This is a genomic window from Ralstonia nicotianae (genome assembly GCF_018243235.1).
Taxonomy (GTDB): Bacteria; Pseudomonadota; Gammaproteobacteria; order Burkholderiales; family Burkholderiaceae; genus Ralstonia; species Ralstonia nicotianae.
In genome coordinates this window covers 1,121,544-1,138,828 of the sequence record NZ_CP046674.1, presented here as the reverse complement: position 1 = coordinate 1,138,828, position 17,285 = coordinate 1,121,544, and the positions used below count along the sequence as shown (strand labels likewise).

Annotated in this window: 14 protein-coding genes, 1 tRNA gene and 2 pseudogenes; 7 read left to right on the top strand and 10 right to left on the bottom strand. The window is 62.9% G+C overall.

Translation table 11 applies throughout. The features are described 5' to 3' along the window. Window positions 1-190 precede the first annotated feature (190 nt). Together GO999_RS05315 and GO999_RS05310 are read right to left on the bottom strand one after the other, a co-directional pair. A pseudogene (locus GO999_RS05315) lies at window positions 191-1,391 on the bottom strand (MFS transporter). A 31-nt stretch (window positions 1,392-1,422) separates the two neighbouring features. Further along, window positions 1,423-1,971: an alpha/beta hydrolase gene (locus GO999_RS05310; protein WP_211906632.1), complete on the bottom strand. Its 549-nt coding sequence runs from the start codon at window positions 1,969-1,971 to the stop codon at window positions 1,423-1,425. 123 nt (window positions 1,972-2,094) lie between these two features. On the opposite strand from GO999_RS05310, the gene GO999_RS05305 reads away from it, so the two are divergent. From GO999_RS05305 to GO999_RS05295, 3 genes are all read left to right on the top strand, one after another. After that, window positions 2,095-2,550, top strand: a complete 456-nt coding sequence (locus GO999_RS05305; RefSeq protein ID WP_011002243.1) for an Lrp/AsnC family transcriptional regulator — start codon at window positions 2,095-2,097, stop codon at window positions 2,548-2,550. Window positions 2,551-2,657: 107 nt separating this feature from the next. After that, window positions 2,658-3,617 carry an alpha/beta hydrolase gene (locus tag GO999_RS05300; protein WP_211906631.1) on the top strand — a complete coding sequence of 320 codons (960 nt, stop codon included), beginning with the start codon at window positions 2,658-2,660 and terminating at the stop codon, window positions 3,615-3,617. Window positions 3,618-3,950: 333 nt separating this feature from the next. Beyond that, a complete protein-coding gene (locus GO999_RS05295; protein WP_211906761.1) occupies window positions 3,951-4,367 on the top strand; it encodes an Lrp/AsnC family transcriptional regulator in 417 nt (138 codons plus the stop codon). Between the two features lie 19 nt (window positions 4,368-4,386). Here the strand turns inward: GO999_RS05295 and GO999_RS05290 are convergent, their stop codons facing one another. Next, complete coding sequence (locus GO999_RS05290) at window positions 4,387-5,214, bottom strand: SDR family NAD(P)-dependent oxidoreductase (RefSeq protein ID WP_211906630.1); 828 nt, start codon at window positions 5,212-5,214, stop codon at window positions 4,387-4,389. A gap of 99 nt (window positions 5,215-5,313) precedes the next feature. Between GO999_RS05290 and GO999_RS05285 the strand changes: the two genes are divergently transcribed. Next, entirely contained in the window at window positions 5,314-5,688 is a 375-nt protein-coding gene (locus GO999_RS05285) for a heavy metal-responsive transcriptional regulator (protein WP_011002247.1), read from the top strand. Between the two features lie 222 nt (window positions 5,689-5,910). Here GO999_RS05285 and GO999_RS05280 read toward each other — a convergent pair whose 3' ends face one another. Beyond that, window positions 5,911-7,476: an MFS transporter gene (locus tag GO999_RS05280; protein WP_064477944.1), complete on the bottom strand. Its 1,566-nt coding sequence runs from the start codon at window positions 7,474-7,476 to the stop codon at window positions 5,911-5,913. A 135-nt stretch (window positions 7,477-7,611) separates the two neighbouring features. Beyond that, window positions 7,612-9,039, bottom strand: a complete 1,428-nt coding sequence (locus tag GO999_RS05275; protein ID WP_211906629.1) for an MFS transporter — start codon at window positions 9,037-9,039, stop codon at window positions 7,612-7,614. 164 nt (window positions 9,040-9,203) lie between these two features. Between GO999_RS05275 and GO999_RS05270 the strand changes: the two genes are divergently transcribed. The 3 genes and pseudogenes from GO999_RS05270 (at window position 9,204) to GO999_RS05260 (ending at window position 12,416) form a co-directional block, all read left to right on the top strand. Continuing rightward, window positions 9,204-9,701, top strand: a complete 498-nt coding sequence (locus GO999_RS05270) for a MarR family winged helix-turn-helix transcriptional regulator (RefSeq protein WP_020832438.1) — start codon at window positions 9,204-9,206, stop codon at window positions 9,699-9,701. Between the two features lie 203 nt (window positions 9,702-9,904). Further along, a protein-coding gene (locus tag GO999_RS05265) for an IS3 family transposase (RefSeq protein WP_197362529.1) occupies window positions 9,905-11,103 on the top strand; the annotation gives its coding sequence in 2 pieces (ribosomal slippage) (window positions 9,905-10,220 and window positions 10,220-11,103; 1,200 coding nt in all). A 155-nt stretch (window positions 11,104-11,258) separates the two neighbouring features. Next, window positions 11,259-12,416: pseudogene (locus tag GO999_RS05260) on the top strand (IS3 family transposase). 73 nt (window positions 12,417-12,489) lie between these two features. Here the strand turns inward: GO999_RS05260 and GO999_RS05255 are convergent. The 5 genes from GO999_RS05255 to GO999_RS05235 all read right to left on the bottom strand — a co-directional run bounded on the left by GO999_RS05255 (window position 12,490) and on the right by GO999_RS05235 (window position 17,254). Then, window positions 12,490-13,812 (bottom strand): tyrosine-type recombinase/integrase, encoded by a 1,323-nt coding sequence (locus tag GO999_RS05255; RefSeq protein WP_211906628.1) that lies wholly within the window; start codon window positions 13,810-13,812, stop codon window positions 12,490-12,492. A gap of 51 nt (window positions 13,813-13,863) precedes the next feature. After that, window positions 13,864-13,953: transfer RNA gene (locus GO999_RS05250), tRNA-Ser, on the bottom strand. Window positions 13,954-14,034: 81 nt separating this feature from the next. Then, window positions 14,035-15,351: a serine--tRNA ligase gene (serS, locus tag GO999_RS05245; RefSeq protein ID WP_064477946.1), complete on the bottom strand. Its 1,317-nt coding sequence runs from the start codon at window positions 15,349-15,351 to the stop codon at window positions 14,035-14,037. A 66-nt stretch (window positions 15,352-15,417) separates the two neighbouring features. After that, a complete protein-coding gene (locus tag GO999_RS05240) occupies window positions 15,418-16,767 on the bottom strand; it encodes a replication-associated recombination protein A (protein WP_028853469.1) in 1,350 nt (449 codons plus the stop codon). A gap of 70 nt (window positions 16,768-16,837) precedes the next feature. Then, the gene (locus GO999_RS05235) at window positions 16,838-17,254 is read right to left on the bottom strand and encodes a hypothetical protein (protein WP_087452208.1); all 417 of its coding nucleotides are present in this window, start codon (window positions 17,252-17,254) and stop codon (window positions 16,838-16,840) included. Window positions 17,255-17,285 lie beyond the last annotated feature (31 nt).

Sequence of the window (17,285 nt, the reverse complement as noted above, 5' to 3'; positions counted from 1 at the left end):
GCACCTGTTGATCCAGTCTGGGTGAACAGGGCGTATTTACATAGCCCCGGTCGATAGTGATCGCTGGCCGGCGACACCTCGCTGACGGCGTCCGATTTCCAACCGACAACGGATAGTGGGGTTACGCGACACCGCATCAGAAGAGGGTGACAGGGCGATACGCACGTAGTCAGAGCGGATGGAGCGGCTATTAACCGCGCTGTGCCAGTGGGCCGGTTGGCGCGTGGGCTCGCCGCAGCCAGAAAAGGCTGACCGCCGCCGCCAGCACCGGAGGCAGGATCAGGCCACAAACCAGCGGCCATCCGTAGGTTGCCAGCAAGCCGCCCGATGCGAACGAGCCGACAACCATGGCCCCAAACACGACAAAGTCGTAGATGGACTGCACGCGAGGGCCTTCCGCCGGGGTGTGGCACGTCAGCACCATGGCCGAGGCACCCAGGAAGCCGAAATTCCAGCCCAAACCGAGCAGCAGCAGCGCGACCCAGAAGTGATTCACTGACACGCCGGTCATGCCCGTCGCGGCCGCTAAGGCGATCAACGCCAGCCCCGCCAGGCTCACGCGTGGCGCACCGAAGCGCGCGATCAACCGCCCCGTGAAAAAGCTCGGCGCATACATGGCGATGACGTGGATTTCGATGCCGTAGTTGGCATGCACACGCGGGATGCTGCATAGCTCCATGGCCAGCGGTGCGGAGGTCATCATGAAGTTCATCATCATGTAGCTCACGACGCCGCAGAGCATTGCCACAACAAAGCGTGGCTGCCGCATGATGTCGGAACTCGGTCGCCCATGCGCGTGGGCCGAGACCGGCGGCTGGTGCTCGAACCGCACGCCCTGCAGCACGATGGCCGAGAGCACGGCCGTACCAGCAGAGGCGAGGTAGGTGACCGCATACGCGTGCGGCGACCATAGATTCATGGTGGCCGTCACCAACTGCGGCCCGAGCACGCTCGCCGCCCCCCCCCCCGGCCAGCACGGTGGACATGGCCCGCGCGCGATGCTCTGCCGGCACGCATTCGGCGGCCGCGAAGCGGTACGTCAGCACGACCGCCGCATACGCACCACCAAACAGCATGGCGACGCAGAACAGGCTGAACGACTGGATCACAAGCGCCAGCGCCGCCAGCAGGCCGACAGTCACGCCGCATACGCTACCGAACAGGGCAGAGGTTTTCCGGCCGTAGCGCCGGGTCACCACGCCAACGGGAAGCGTCGCGGCGGCCATCCCCACGACAAAGATGGAGACCGGCACGGTGGCCAGGGCCGGACTTGGCGCAAGCATGTGGCCGATGATGGCGCCGGTCGCAAAGATGACCGTCGAGTTGGCACCGGCCAGCGCTTGTGAGGAGGCCAGACGCAGAACGTCAGGATTGAGTCTTGAGTTGAACATCAGACCAGAGATTCGCTCGCGAGATTGCCTGTCAAGTCAGTGTGTTCACATCAAAATGCTGTAGGAGTTTGTATCCCTCAGCCCAGTCATCCAGTCGGCTCGCGGCATTCAAATGTCCACGTGCTCCGACGTCGAGAAATTCGCTGCCCCATGTACGGGCACAGGACTTTGCATAGCTGATAGCCCCATAGGGATCGTCGTTGCTTGCAACCACGATACTGCGAAAAGGCAATCTTGCTGACGGCACGGGCGAGAACCCGTCGCAAAAGGCGCTGGGAAAGGCCGATGCCGATGGGTCTGGAACAGCTACGAGCAGTGCCCCTCGAATGGTGACCGCGTGACGCATAGCCCAATGCACAACCGCGAGGCACCCGAGACTATGCGCGACGATGATCGTATCGGCACCGAGAGCCGTCACTTCGCGATCGATTGCCGCTACCCATTCATCGCAGACGGCGTGATCCCAGTCTTCGATCTTCATGCGACGCCAGTGTCCCGGCTTCGCAGCCTCCCAGATGGTTTGCCAGTGTGTTGCCCCTGAATTGCCGTAACCGGGCACGATCAGAACTCGTTGACTCATGTTGAATTTAGCCTCCCTGAATGAGCATCCAGTGTAAAAGCCGATGCGCTCTGTCAGAATGGCTGAGCCATTGAAATCAATGCCAACTGGCTTCGAATACACGGAATTGAAGGGCTTAAACGAATGAAACCTAAGGCGGTGGAGCTGGATCGACTCGACTGGCGCATTCTCGAGGTGCTACAAACGCATGCGCGCGTGACGAATACCGAGCTGGGCAAGCAGATTGGATTGTCGCAGCCGGCTGTCAGCGCGCGGATCAGGCGACTAGAGGAGCAAGGCGTGATCGAAGGCTACTCGGCAAGAATCAACCCCGAGCTGGCCGGTCGTGACATCTCCGCGCTAATCCGTATACAAACGACTCACGCGCAGATCACGAAGTGCCTGAAGGCCTTCGCGACGATGCCTGAGATCATCGAGGCACACCGGATCACGGGCGACGATTGCTTCATTGTGCGTGCGGTAGTCCAAAGAATGAAGCAGCTCGAAACCGTCGTCGACGCGCTGGCCAGATTTGGACCTGTGACGACCTCGATCGTATTGGCAAGCTATCCGCCCAAGGCGATTGGCGAAATCAGGTAGTCGATCCTGAGCAATCCGCAGACCAACAGGGACGAGAGCGATACGTCCAGCGAATCAGCAGGTCCGATCTCGACAAATGAATCGCCCATTGCGAACACAATCTGCCGATGCCCGAAGCAAGCTACAAGACGGAAACCTACTGGGAACAGTACCAATCTTTTTTCCCCGCACACGCGCGAGTTACCGCCGCCAGCGGCCCAAATGAAGAGTGGTTCCCTTGGAAGGGCGCATCGATCCATCTCGATCGATTTCCCTGTGCGGCATCGCCGTTGACGGTGATCGTAGTGCATGGAGGTGGAGGATACGGCCGGCTGTTCGTGCCGATTGGCAAGCTACTGCACGCGGCCGGCTATGAGGTGGTCACCCCGGATCTGCCGGGATATGGCTTGAGTCAAGCGCCTCCTTCACTGGTGACCTATCAGGCGTGGACCGACTTGCTATGCGATCTGGCGTCCACCGAGTACCAAAACACGGGGCGACGCGTCGTCTTGTGCGGTGGAAGCCTTGGTGGCTACCTGGCGTACCTGTGCGCGGCGCGAATGGGCGCCGGCCCGATTGCCGGCGTGATCGCCACAACCCTTGCGGATCCGCGCTCACCGCTGGTGAGGCGCCAGTTCGCCCGCAACGCACTGGTGTTACACGCCGCGATGCCGCTGTTGCCCTTCTGTGCGCCGGTGTTCGGCAGGCTGAGACTTCCCGTGAAGTGGTTTACCAAAATGGGCGCGATGTCGAGCGATCCAGCGCTAAACCGGCTTGTTGCCGAGGACCCCTATGGTGGCGGCGTACGTGTGCCGGTCAATTTCATGCAGTCGATTTTCACCGTTCGGCCGGATGTCGAGCCCGAAGACTTCGATCACTGTCCGGTTCTGCTGGCGCACCCGGGGGACGACCGCTGGACGGGCTTCGAATCGAGCCGACAGTTCTTCGATCGCATCAAGGGCGAAAAAAGATTGGTGATGCTGGAAAACTGCAGTCACTTTCCGACTGAAGAGCCGGGCATCACGCAATTGGAACAAGCTTCGCTCCGGTTTCTAGGGGAGATTGCCAGCAACGGATCGCGCTCATGAACCCTGTGCATCGCCGAATTGGTGCAGGGCTTCGCGCGCCGCGATGCTCAGATGAAGTTGGCTTTGGCACAAAAGTTTCTACGGATTCTTGACATGCTGGTCGACACGGGGGACTGACGAAGCGCGGCACTTCAGCTTGGAGAGGCATTTCGGGGCGTTCGTTTGCCAACCGCTACTATGGGCGCGGTCTAGGCGATCCAGTTGAGGTTTTTGGACTCTCACGCGCGACACCGACGTTCCGGCAACGCATTTGGACTGCCAGTTCGATTTGGGTGTTCTGCCTGCAGGTGAAATAGCAATGCTGGCGGCCGGGGTCACTGCCCTGTGGGCTACATTGTCGGTGGCCGCACGACGCGGACGTCCGTTGGGCCGAGTTTAGGCAGCGGGCAGATCGGACTGCCGCAACCAGCTGTCGCTGCGCGCATCAAAAGACTGGAAGAGCAAGGCGTCATCGAGGGGTACGGGGCGCGGATCAATCCGGGTTTCGTGGGGCGTGGCATCTCAGCGATCGTGCGAATCCGCACCACCCACGCTCAGATCAAGCAGTGCCTCAGCGCCTTCGATGCGATGCCTGAAATCGTCGAGGCGCACCGGATCACCGGCGAAGACTGCTTCATGGTCCGCATGGTGGTCGCAGAGATGACACAACTCGAAATGGCAATCGATGCGCTGGCCAGATTCGGTCCGGTCACGACCTCGGTCGTGCTGGCGAGCTATCCACCGAAAACGATCCGTGGCTCTCAACCTTGACCGGCTACCTGGCCGTACCCTACGCGCTGGTATCTCCTGTCTCCAGTTCCTGAGCGCCTCTCGGTCGAAGGATTTTCTCAACCAGGCGTGCCGACATCTCGCGGCTCAACAGCCTTTGCAAATTGGCAAGCAGCCGATTCTGTGTCCCAACAATCCGATAGCTCCGATTGCGATCCAGCGCCCACAGTGCGTCCTGCACCACGCTCGCGACAGGCATCGGCGTGCCGACAGCCGCTTCCTTTGCGCCAACGACATCAAAAAAACCGGTTTGCGTCGCGCCGGGACATAGCGCGAGAACCCGAATGCCGCGATGCCGGTTCTCAGCCCAGACGGCTTCTGAAAATGACAAAAGAAAGGCCTTGGTGGCGCCGTAGATCGCCATATAAGGATCGGGCTGGAATGCGGCTGTTGACGCGACGTTAATGACTGCGCCATCGGATCGTGCCTGCATCCCCGGCAGCAGAAGATGCGTCAACTCGATCGCTGCCATGCAGTTCACCAGCACTTCATCGCGTTGGCGCGTCCACGGAATCGTTTCGAAGCGTCCGTAAGTCGCAAAGCCCGCGTTGTTGATGAGGACATCGACGACCGTGCCGGTCGCCTTGAGAAGATGCGCCAGCGTAGGGACGGCGTCAGGTGCGCTCAGGTCAACCGTCAGGAAATCTGCGTCGCAGGCGTAGTCGCGTCGCAATTCAGCGGTCAGCTCGTGCAGCTTGTCGCGAGAGCGTGCAACCAGCAGAAGTTTCGCGCCACGTTTGGCTAACGCATAGGCGAACTCGCGCCCGATACCCGACGATGCACCCGTGATGAGTGCTGTTTTTCCGCGAAAATCGAAACAATTTTTCATGGCCTGCTGATGGAGTGGAAGGTGGATCGGACTGTAAACCGTTGACTAAAGGCAACGGTCAAGCCCTAATGACGATCCACAACATTGGGTACAGGCAACATGCGCATCGGCGAACTATGCAAGCGAGCGGGCGTTTCGCGCGATACCGTGCGCTACTACGAGCGCATGGGGCTGCTGGACAAGGCAACACAACCTCACGCCACAAATACGTACAAGCGCTACTCCGAACTCTCGTTACAGCGGATACGGCTGATCATCCACGCGAAAGCGCTGGGCTTCACGCTCGCGGAAATTAACGACGTCATTCATGTCTGGGATAGTCCGACGTTCGCTGTTGCGCAAAAGGTCGCGTGTCTGCAAGCAAAGCTTGCAGAACTCGATGAAAAGAGCCATGCGCTGACCATGCTGCGCGCGGGGCTGCTGAATGCGTTGACCAAAGTCGGCGGTGATTGCGTCGAAGGACAAGTCGCGTGATGCGGCGCTGTTGGTGCACGCGACAAGGCAGGGCCCTGCTCAAGAGCACGCATCGTCGACCCGCGATGTTGGAAGGGATACCAGCGATGAGTGCGGGCTCCGACATCGAGCCGTAGACGTCATTGTGTGCACTGCCGGCACATCGCAGTCAGAGACGACTCGCCCGAAGGTGCCGAGGATGGCAAGCACGGCGATCCACGCAGGACGCCGCGTGGCGACCGGTCATCGCTGCGCCTTTCTGCCGGAGAAGATCAGGAAGCTGGCAGCAGCGAGCACCCAGACAGCGATGCCGCTGTAGAGCATGACCCCGCCGAAGCCGTGCACTAGCGCCGCGCGGCCGATTGTCTCCAGCGTCTCTGGGGACATGGGCGCCCACGCGGTAGCGTCAGCGGCATGCAAATTCCCGGACGCAATACGGCTGGCCAGCGCGCGCCAGGATGCTTCGTCGGCCGATTTGACCAGCGCGATTTGCAGATATTGCAGCACCCTTTGCATCAGCAGAAATCCCATCAAAGCAATGTTGATGGCCAGGGAGATCATGCGGGCGCTCATGTCGATGCCGGACGCCATACCGGCGCGTGCGGGCGACACCGAGCCCGTGGTGGTGTTGGTCACAGGCGTATTGGTGATGCCCAAGCCCGCGCCAGCCAGCAGGCAGCCTGGCAGTACGGTCAGCCAACTCGCCTGATCGATGCTGCTGCCAATGAGCATCAGGAAGAACCCCAGCCCAATGATGAATAAGCCGACGGGAATGACGATGCCCGGCCGGTACCGCAACGCCAGCCGCTCGCCGATGGGTGGGAACACCAGCGTAGGCAGGGTATAGGCCAGCAGCGACACGCCTGCTGCCGCCGCACCTTGCCCCAGCGCACTCTGGAAGTAAATGGGCAGGTAGATGATGAACGGCCAGAAGCTGAAGTTCATGCCCACTGAGCCAAGCAACGCGCCCGAGAAATTGCGCACCCGGAATACCGAGAAGTCGAACATCGGGTGCGCGGCGCGCATTTCCACGATAAGGAATAGCGCAAAACTGACCGCAGTCGCTGCAATCACCCTCAGGGCGGAAGCGCTGCCGAAACCTGTGTCGGCGCCCTGCGTCACGAAGTAGGCAAGCCCCAGCACCGTGAGGGATAGGGTGACGATGCCAGCCAGGTCCAATCTCCTTGCATGCGGATCGCGTGATTCGCGCACGCCGACGATGGCAAGGCCGAATGTCAGGGCCGCGATGAAAACATGCACCCAGAAGACCCACTTCCAACCGGACATGGCGACGATCAGGCCACCGATCAGCGGTCCGAAGCCGAGCCCGATGCCGAAGACGATCCCCCAGATGCCGAACGCCTTGCCGCGTTCGGCGCCTTCGGGGAACTGGTGCGAGAGCACTGCCACGAGGCAAATGAGCATCGCGCCACCGCTCGCGCCCTGCAAGAAGCGGCTGGCGATCAGGATGGGCGTATTCCACGCCAGGCCGCACAGCAGCGAGGCGACGCCAAACAATGCGATCGTGTAGAGGAATACGCGTTTGCGGCCATAGCGGTCCGCCAGCGTTCCCGTCGCCATCAATACCGCAGTGCAGGCGATGGTGTAGGCATTCATGATCCACTGGATGCCGCTGAAATCGCCATGCAGCGCCACTTCCAGCGTGGGGAGAATCACCGGCACGCTGGAAATCTCCAACCCGAACATCAGGGCGGCCAAGCATACGGCCAGTAGCGCCACGGTGTTGCGCGCGGCAAAGGGATGGTCTGTCTGCGGCCGGGTTGGCTGCTCGATGTCATGCGCCTGCATGGTTGTTTCACTCGGGGATGTTGAGAAGGGTGTCTGGCTGCCCGCTGGCAGCGCCGCGTCTTCGGCGGCATGCTGAGGAGCGTTCGTGCAGCGTTGTTCTCTGTGCGGTGGCAGACTGCTGGGCTCAACGCCCGTCTAGCGTGTCGAAGAGGTGAGCCGGGTGCGGAGCCCCGTGTGCGCAATCACCAGCGCCCCCACCGGCGCCACCGCAAACAGCAGGAACAGCCAGCGCGACGCGGCGCCCAGATCAGGCGCCGAGCCTGCCGCCCCCAGCGTGTTGAGCACCACCCCGCCCAGCGCTGCCCCCAACGCCGTCGCCACCAATTGCACCGTCACGATCGACGCCGATGCACGGTCATGGTCTTCCGCCGGCGCCGCCGTCATGATGCGGTTGCCCAGGTGCGGCCACACAACGCCCACGCCCAGTCCCACCAGCGTGAGCGCGACGATGATCAGCGTGGTCATCCACGCGCTGCCCGCGCCTATCGGCACCAGCATCGCCAGTACCAGCAAGCCCAGCGCGCACGCCCACGGTGCCAAGCGGATCGCGCGTGTGACCGACGCCGCGCGCAGCGCAGCGCTCAGGATGGCGCCGAGCGTCCAGCCGGCCGACGCCGTGGCCGCGATGTAGCCGGCAATCAGCGGGCTCTGCCCATGCAGCCGTTGCAGGAACAGCGGCACGAAAATCTCCGTGCACGTGACCGTAACGGCCAGCAGCGCAGACACGCCATACAGCGCGGCGAGCGCCGTGCGGCCCGTGTACGCATCGGCGGGCAGGATGCGGCGTGATGAGCGCATCTCCACACGACGGATTGCCAGCAGTGTGAGAGCGGCCGCGATCAAGCCGAGTGCGCCCAGCCACGGCGAGTCGCTGACGCTGGCCCACGACGCTGCCACCACGGCAACCGCGAGAAGCACGAGCTGGCGCGTCGGCACCGGCGTCGGACGTTCTGCCTGGGGGGCTGCCGGTTTCAGCACGACCACGGCTGCAGCCGCCGCCAGCGCAATCAGCACGACCAGCGACCAGAACGCCAGCCGCCACGTCGCGTACTGCGCAAAGATGCCGCCCACCGCCGGCCCGAGCAGTGTCGCAATGCCCCACATGCCCGAGAGCAGCGCCAGCGCACGCGGCCACAGGGGTTCGGGCAGCACGCTGCGCATCAGCACATACGGCGCCGACAGCAGTACGCCACCGCCCAACCCCTGTAGCACACGGCCGACCAGCAGCACCGGCATGGTGGGCGTCAGCGCGCACAGCGCCGAGCCGCCGCCGAACACCATGGCGCCCAGCAGGTAGGCGCCGCGCGGCCCGAGATGCTGGATCACCTGCGCCGCCACGGCCGCCCCGGTGATCGACGCGACGATGAACAGTGTCGTGTTCCACGCATAGAACGCCACGCCGCCAATGTCGTCGACCACGCTCGGCAGGATCGTCGTGGTCAGGTAGAGGTTGATGGCATGCAGTGCCACGCCTGCGGCCAGCACCAGCACGCGCAGCGCGTTGGCACCGCGAAACAGATCGAGCCAGGAGGCGTCGTCTGCGGTGATCGAGGTTGAACTCATCTTGGGCTCCGGCAAGGGAATGGGGGGGATACCCAATAGACGCGGGAGTTCACAGACCTGTGGCAGCTCGCTTGCGTCGTACCGCTCGGTATCGCATTATCTCGGCGTAAAGATAAAAATCATTTGTCTCGACGTCAAGATAACTGCTACTGGAGGAAGGGAGAATGGACCGCGCCGCACAGGCTGTCGAACAATGGAACCGCGAGCGCCCGGACCTAGATGTCAGCTCAATGCTGCTGCTCGGGCGTCTGGGGGAAGCAGCGCTTGTCATTGCACGTGAACGCCTGAACCCGCTGTTTGCGGAGTACGGCCTGCAGCCTGGCGAGTTCGACGTGCTCGCTACCCTGCGCCGCTGCGGCGCACCGTACGCGCTCACGCCCACCGCGCTGTACGACGCGGCGATGATGTCCTCGGGTGGCATGACCAACCGCATCGACCGTCTGCAACAGGCCGGCTGGGTGGAGCGCCGCCCCAATCCTGAAGATGGACGCGGCACCTTGGTCGCCCTGACCAATGCGGGTTTTGCGCTGATTGACGAAGCCGTCAGCGCGCATGTCGAGAACCAGCGTGCCGTGTTGTCGGTGCTAACGGAAGTGGAGCAGCGGCAGTTGGCGAAGTTGCTGGCGAAGTTGATCGAGGGACAGCGAGAGGAGGACAACTAGTCCGCCATCACCCTACGCCGAGAATGCATTGCTCAAGAGGGGTGCGAAGAAGAAGGTCTCAGCACGCCTCGTTGGCTGATTCATCACGCCAAGAGGGTCATTTGCTCTGTGGAGCGGCCCCACGTATCTGAGGACACAAGGACACTCTTAAAATAAGGGATAGTCTTGTGCCTATCAGTAAGCCTAGTCATTACGTGGAATCCATCGAAGTTCTGACCGAGCCGGAGCGCCGTCGTCGGCGCACGGCACAGGAAAAAATCGCCATCGTGCAGGAAACGCTGGCACCGGGCGCATCGGTGTCTGCCGTTGCGCGGCGGCACGGCGTGAACCCGAACCAGGTGTTCGGCTGGCGCAAGCAATACCAGGAAGGCAGCCTGGCGGCAGTGCAAGCGGGCGAAACCGTTGTGCCTGCATCGGAGCTGGCCGCAGCCATCAAGGAAATCAAGGAACTGCAGCGGCTACTCGGAAAGAAAACGATGGAAGTCGAAATCCTGAAAGAAGCCGTCGAGTGGGGTCGGTCAAAAAACCTGATTGCGCGCTCGCCCTTGTTGCCGGGGGACGACCATTGAAAACGGTCTGCGAAGTTCTCGGCGTGGCGCGCTCTGGCGTGGCGGTGAAGCAGGTTCGCTCGTCCGGTTGGCAAGATGGTCGCCGTGCCAAGCTGACCGACGACACGGAACTGGTCGAGGAAATCCTGGCCCATGTGGCGCACTTGCCGACCTACGGCTACCGGCGCATCTGGGCGCTGCTGCGACGCAGTCGTGAGATAGTCGGCGCGCCGTGCATCAACCACAAGCGCGTCTATCGGGTCATGCGCGAGCATCAGTTGCTGCTGAGCCGTCCTGGCGTGCGTCGAGACAAGCGGCGACACGACGGTCGGGTAGCCGTGGACCGGAGCAATGCTCGTTGGTGCTCGGATGGCTTCGAATTCCGTTGCGACGATGGCACGCCGCTGCGCGTAACGTTCGCGTTGGACTGCTGCGACCGAGAAGCGATTAGCTGGGCGGCAACCACAGGCGGACATAGCGGTGACGTAGTGCGTGACGTGATGCTGGCTGCGGTGGAACAGCGTTTCGGCACCACGCAGGCTACTCAGCCCATCGAATGGCTGACGGACAATGGCTCGGCCTACATCGACCACCGCACGCGCCGCTTTGCGCGCGAGCTGGGCCTGGAGCCACTGACCACGCCCGTGCGTTCGCCGCAGAGCAATGGCATGGCCGAATCATTCGTGAAGACCATGAAGCACAATTACGTCGCCTATATGGACAAGCCCGATGCGCCAACGGCGCTCTCGCGTCTGGCTGTTGCGTTTGAGCATTACAACGAGCGTCACCCGCACAAAGCCCTGAAATACCGCTCGCCTCGCGAGTTCAGGCGTGCTGCCGCGTCATCAACCTAACGGTGTTCGCGTGTCCTGAGTTACAGGGGCAACTCCACTCTGCCGCCGATATGGCCGGTGAGTTGACGTCCAATTGATTTCGAAACTCCGTCTGAATCGCCCCGGCCTCAGTAGACACCTGTGAGCCTCAAACTAGAGGTTAGACAGGAGGTGCGATGAGCGCGCAGAGATACACCGAGAAATTCAAGGTCGAGGCGGTCAATCAGGTCCTAGACAGAGGCCACAGCGTGGCCGACGTCGCGCAGCGGCTGGACGTGAGCCAACACAGCCTGTACCAATGGATCAAGCAACGACGCCAACCCGTGGCAGAGCCCCAAGGGCAGGTCTCGCAATCCGACGAGGTACGCAGGTTCAAGGCCGAGCTCAAGCGGGTGACCGAGGAGCGTGACATCCTAAAAAAGGCCGCAGCGTACTTTGCCAAGCAGTCCGGGTGAGGTACGCCTTCATCAAGGCGCACGCGGGTCAATACAGCGTGCGCCGTCTGTGTAAGGCGATGTTGGTGCATCCCAGTGGTTACTACGCATGGCATGCACGCCCCTTAAGCCCACGTGCGAAGGACGATCAACGCCTGCTGAGCTGGCTCAAGCAGGCTTGGCTGGAGAGTGGTGGCGTCTATGGCTATCGCAAGCTCACCCTGGACATGCGCGATTTGGGCGAGCGCTGCGGCAAGCACCGCGTGGCTAGGTTGCTCAAGGCCGAGGGACTGCGCTCGCAATCGGGCTACCGTCGACATTCTGCGGGGCGTGCCGGCAAGCCGGCGGCGGTCGCGCCCAATCACCTGCAGCGGCAGTTCACAGTCAACGGCCCGAACCCGTCCTGGGTGACCGACATCACCTATATACGCACGCACGAAGGCTGGCTGTACCTGAGCGTGCTCATCGATCTGTGGTCACGCATGGTCGTGGGTTGGTCCATGGGGCAGCGCATCGATACTCAGCTGGCGCTGGATGCCTTGCTGATGGCGCTACGGCGACGCCGCCCGCACCGGCAGGTTCTGATTCACTCGGATCAGGGGTGCCAGTTCACCGGCCACACCCGGCAAAGCTTCCTGCGCGAGCACAACCTGCTATGCAGCATGAGCCGGCGCGGCAACTGCCACGACAACGCCGTGGCTGAGAGCTTCTTCCAGTTGCTCAAGCGCGAGCGAGTGCGTCGGCAAATCTATGCCACCCGACAGGAGGCCAAGTCCGATGTCTTCAACTACATCGAGATGTTCTGTAGTGGTCAACCCAACACGGCGCCATTCGAGCGCCAACGGACTATCACCGGTAGAGTTCGAACAACACCATTCCCAACGGCTCATAGGTGCCTAGGAAAACCGGGGCGATTCAGACCACAAATTTTCTTGCGAAGCAACACATCGTGATCTCGACGTCCAATGGTTAATCACGCGCTGCGTAATTGCGTTACCGACACTCCGGTGACACATCGATCCAGATAGTCCAGCCACCCCTGCATCATCTTGGCTCGCGGCTCCAAGTAAAGCGCATGGTTGTACGCTGCGCTGACATCGTTGCGTTCCTGGTGCGCCAGTTGAAGCTCGATGTGCTCGTGCGGCCAGCCTTGTTCACGGAGGATCGTCGAAGCGATGCCCCCGAACCCGTGTCCGGTCATGCGCCCCTTGTAGCCCATGCGTTCCAGCGCCTTGAGGATGGTGTTGTTCGACATCGGCTTTTTGAAATCGCGCTCGCCGGGAAATAGCAAGTCACGATGGCCGGTCAAGGTATGCAGCATCTGCAGCAACGTCACGGCCTGACGTGACAGCAACACGATATGCGGCGACTTCATCTTCATCCGCTCGGCCGGAATGTCCCAACGGGCATTGTCCAGATCAAACTCGTCCCAGCGTGCACCAATCAACTCACTGGTTCGCACGAAGGTCATCGCCATGAGCTTCATCGCCATACGGGTCACGCTACTACCCTGGTAGACCTCGATATGCCGCAGCAGCGCAGGCAACTCCTTGGCATCCACACGTGCGTAGTTCTGCTTCCTGCGCGAAACGAGAATGTCACTTGGCCGGATTTCGGTTGCCGGGTTGCGAGTAGCCAAACCGTGAGCGATCGCGTAGCGAAAGATCTGACTACAGGTCTGCAGGGAACGCTTAGCAATATCCAGCGCGCCACGCTCCTCAATCGTCTTGGTCATGCGGACCAGTTCAGGAGCCTGGATCTCGCTGATCGGACGCTGCCCGAGCACCGGGAAGATATCGGTTTCCATGCGGCGCAGCACGTAGTCAGCGTACCGAGCGCTACGCGACGACGACCAGTGACCCCACCATTGACAAGCGACCTGCATAAAGGCCGCACCTGCCGGAGCCAAGGTCTGCTGTTTGCGCTCTGCCATCGGGTCGGTGCCAGACGCCAGCAGTTTCCGTGCGGCTTGATGGGCTTCGCGCGCTTCGGCCAAGGACACATCCGGGTACACGCCCAAGGCCATGACCTTCTCCTTGCCCTCGAAGCGATACTTCCAGCGCCAGTGCTTGCCGGCTTGATTGACCAGCAAGTAGAGACCCCCGCCGTCGGCAAGCTTGCGGGGCTTGTCGGAAAGCTTTTCCTTCTGGACTTGCAGGTGAGTCAGCGCCGTGCAGGGGTATCTAGTGTTGAGGGTCGGTAGACATGCCCCAAAAATACCCCTGGCCACTCCGGATTGCAACGGACCACCTAGGACCCTTCGGATGCAAAAAAGCCCGTGAAACGTTGATTTCACGGGCTTTCTGCTTTTCTTCCGAACCGATTTGCATCTCTTCGGATTACATCTTGGCGGAGAGGGTGGGATTCGAACCCACGGTACCGTTGCCGGTACGCCTGATTTCGAGTCAGGTACATTCGACCACTCTGCCACCTCTCCTGGTAACTGGGTCGCTGTATCGCGAAACCGCAACTATAACAGACTTTCGCGCCCCGTTTCAAGAGGCACGCGCAATCTTTGTCAGGCCGCCGGTTTCAGCACCGCTTGGCCGCCCAGGTACGGGCGCAGCGCCGCCGGCACCGTCACCGAACCGTCGGCGTTCTGGTAGTTCTCCAGCACGGCCACCAGCGTGCGGCCCACTGCGAGGCCGGAGCCGTTGAGCGTGTGCAGCAGCTCCGGCTTGCCCTGCGCATTGCGGAAGCGGGCCTGCATGCGGCGCGCCTGGAAATCGCCCATGTTGGAGCACGAGCTGATCTCGCGATAGGTGTTCTGCGCGGGGATCCACACCTCGATGTCGTACGTCTTGGTGCTGCCGAAGCCCATGTCGCCGGTGCACAGCACGACGGTGCGGAACGGCAACTCCAGCTTGCGCAGGATGTTCTCCGCATGGTGCGTCATGGCGTCCAGCGCCTCGAACGACGTCTCCGGCTGCACGATCTGCACCATCTCGACCTTGTCGAACTGGTGCTGGCGGATCATGCCGCGCGTGTCCTTGCCGTACGAGCCGGCCTCCGAGCGGAAGCACGGCGAATGCGCGGCGAACTTCATCGGCAGCGCATCGCCCGCGACGATCTCATCGCGCACGAGGTTGGTCAGCGGCACCTCGGCGGTCGGGATCAGGTAGAAGTTCTCGACGTGCTCGCCGGCCTCGGCTTCGGTGGCCTGTCCCATCTTGCGGGGCACACGGAACAGGTCTTCCTCGAACTTCGGCAACTGGCCGGTGCCGCGCATCGACGCGGCATTGACGATGTAGGGTACGTAGGCCTCGGTGTAGCCGTGCTCCTGCGTGTGGGTGTCGAGCATGAACTGCGCGAGCGCACGATGCAGGCGCGCCACCGGGCCCTTGAGCACCGCGAAGCGCGAACCGCTCAGCTTGGCGGCCACGTCGAAATCCAGCCCCAGCCCGGCGCCCAGATCGACATGGTCCTTGACCGGGAAGTCGAACGCGCGCGGCGTGCCTTCGCGACGCACCTCGACGTTCTCGGCCTCGCTCTTGCCGGCCGGCACGCTCTCGTGCGGCACGTTCGGGATCGACAGCAGCAGGTCCTGCAGCCTGCCCTGCACCACGTCGAGCTGCGCGGCCGACGCCTTGAGCTCGTCGCCGATGCCGGCGACTTCCGTCATCACCGCCGAGGCGTCCTCGCCCTTGCCCTTGAGCATGCCGATCTGCTTGGACAGGCTGTTGCGGCGCGCCTGCAGTTCTTCGGTACGGGTCTGGATGGCCTTGCGTTCCGCTTCGAGCGCGGCGAAGCCGGCCACGTCGAGTTCGTAGCCGCGGTCGTTCAGGCGCGCGGCGACGGCGTCGATGTCTTTGCGGAGCAGTTGGATGTCGAGCATGGTGAGGAGGAAAACCGAGGATGGCGAACGATCGAAAGGGCCGATTTTATCGCACCGGCCCCGGCCTCAGTCGTCGCGGGAGGATTTGTTCTTCTGCTGCGCCAGCCATTGCGCGTCCAGCTCGCGCAGGTGCCGCAGCTTGTCGCCGATCTTGCCTTCCAGCCCGCGCGGCGTCGGCACATACCAGCCTTGGGGCGACAGGTCGTCCGGGAAGTAGGTCTCGCCGGCTGCGTAGGCTTCGGGCTCGTCGTGGGCGTAGCGGTAGGCGTGGCCGTAGCCGAGCTCTTTCATCAGCCGGGTCGGCGCGTTGCGCAGGTGGACCGGCACCGCCCGCGACTTGTCATGGCCGACGAAGGCGCGCGCCGCGTTGTAGGCGTTGTAGCCGGCGTTGGACTTGGGCGCGATGGCCAGGTAGATCAGCGCCTGCGCCAGCGCCAGTTCGCCTTCGGGCGAGCCCAGGCGCTCGTAGGTCTCGGCGGCATCCAGCGTGATGCGCGCGGCGCGCGGATCAGCCAGGCCGATGTCTTCCCAGGCCATGCGGACGATGCGGCGCGCCAGGTAGCGCGGGTCGGCGCCGCCGTCGAGCATGCGGCAGAACCAGTACAGCGCCGCGTCCGGATCGGAGCCGCGCACCGACTTGTGCAGCGCGCTGATCTGGTCGTAGAAGGCATCGCCGCCCTTGTCGAAGCGGCGCAGGTTCTCCGACAGCGCGGAGGCCAGCAGCGCCTCGTCGATGGCCGGCACGGTCTCGCTCCCGGCCTGCGCGCGCGCGGCGCGGGTGACGATCTCGATGTTGTTCAGCAGCTTGCGGCCGTCGCCATCGGCGGAGGCGACCACGGCATCGAGCGCGGCGGGCGCCCACTCCAGGCCGCCCAGCTCCTGCCGCGCGCGCTCGGCCAGCTGCTTGAGCTCGTCGTCCGACAGGCTCTTGAGCACATAGACCGCGGCCCGCGACAGCAGCGCACCGTTCACCTCGAACGACGGGTTCTCGGTGGTCGCGCCGATGAAGGTAAACAGGCCGCTCTCCACGTGCGGCAGGAAAGCGTCCTGCTGGCTCTTGTTGAAGCGGTGCACCTCGTCGACGAACACCAGCGTGCGACGGCCGTGCGCGCGAAACTGCTCGGCCCGCTCCACCGCGTCGCGGATGTCCTTGACGCCCGACAGCACCGCGGACAGCGCGATGAACTCCGCGTCGAAGGCATCGGCCATCAGCCGCGCCAGTGTGGTCTTGCCCACCCCCGGCGGCCCCCACAGGATCATCGAATGCGGCTCGCCCGAGGCGAACGCCACGCGCAGCGGCTTGCTCGGCCCGAGCAGGTGCTGCTGGCCGATGACCTCGTCAACGGAATGCGGGCGCAGGCGCTCCGCCAACGGCATGTGGGCGGGCGGCGCGTCCGGGAAAAGAGAAGCGTTCATGCGAGGATTGTCGCAGAAACCGCGACACGGCCCGCTACCGTACCGGCCGGGCCGGTCGCGCCGGCAGACGTCAGTTCGCTGCGCGCTGCACCAGGCCCATGAATTCCCTGGCCGGCAGCGGCCCGTGGCACGACGGCTTGCCGTCGGCCGAACGCAGCAGCAGCCAGACGCTTTCGCTGGCCGGCGGCTGGATCACGAACGGCTGGCGGGCGGAAGCCTCCGGCAGGCGCGGATCGGCCGGCGCCGGGATCGGCACCACCTGGTTGGCATGCCCCTTCACCAGTGCGTTGCACTCCGCGGCCGGCAGCTGGGTGGCGCCCAGAAAGTCCTTGTTGACCAGCGCCTCGGCCAGCACCGTATCGGGCGCGGTCAGGAACGAGTCGACATCGAAGCGGGACGCGCCCGTCGAGGCGCATCCGGCGAGCGCCGCCACCGTCGCGGCAACGGCAACGGCGCGGCGCAGCGGTGTGAAAGTCGAAAAACGCATGGTCGGTCTCCTTGTCGAAAACCGGCCCCGT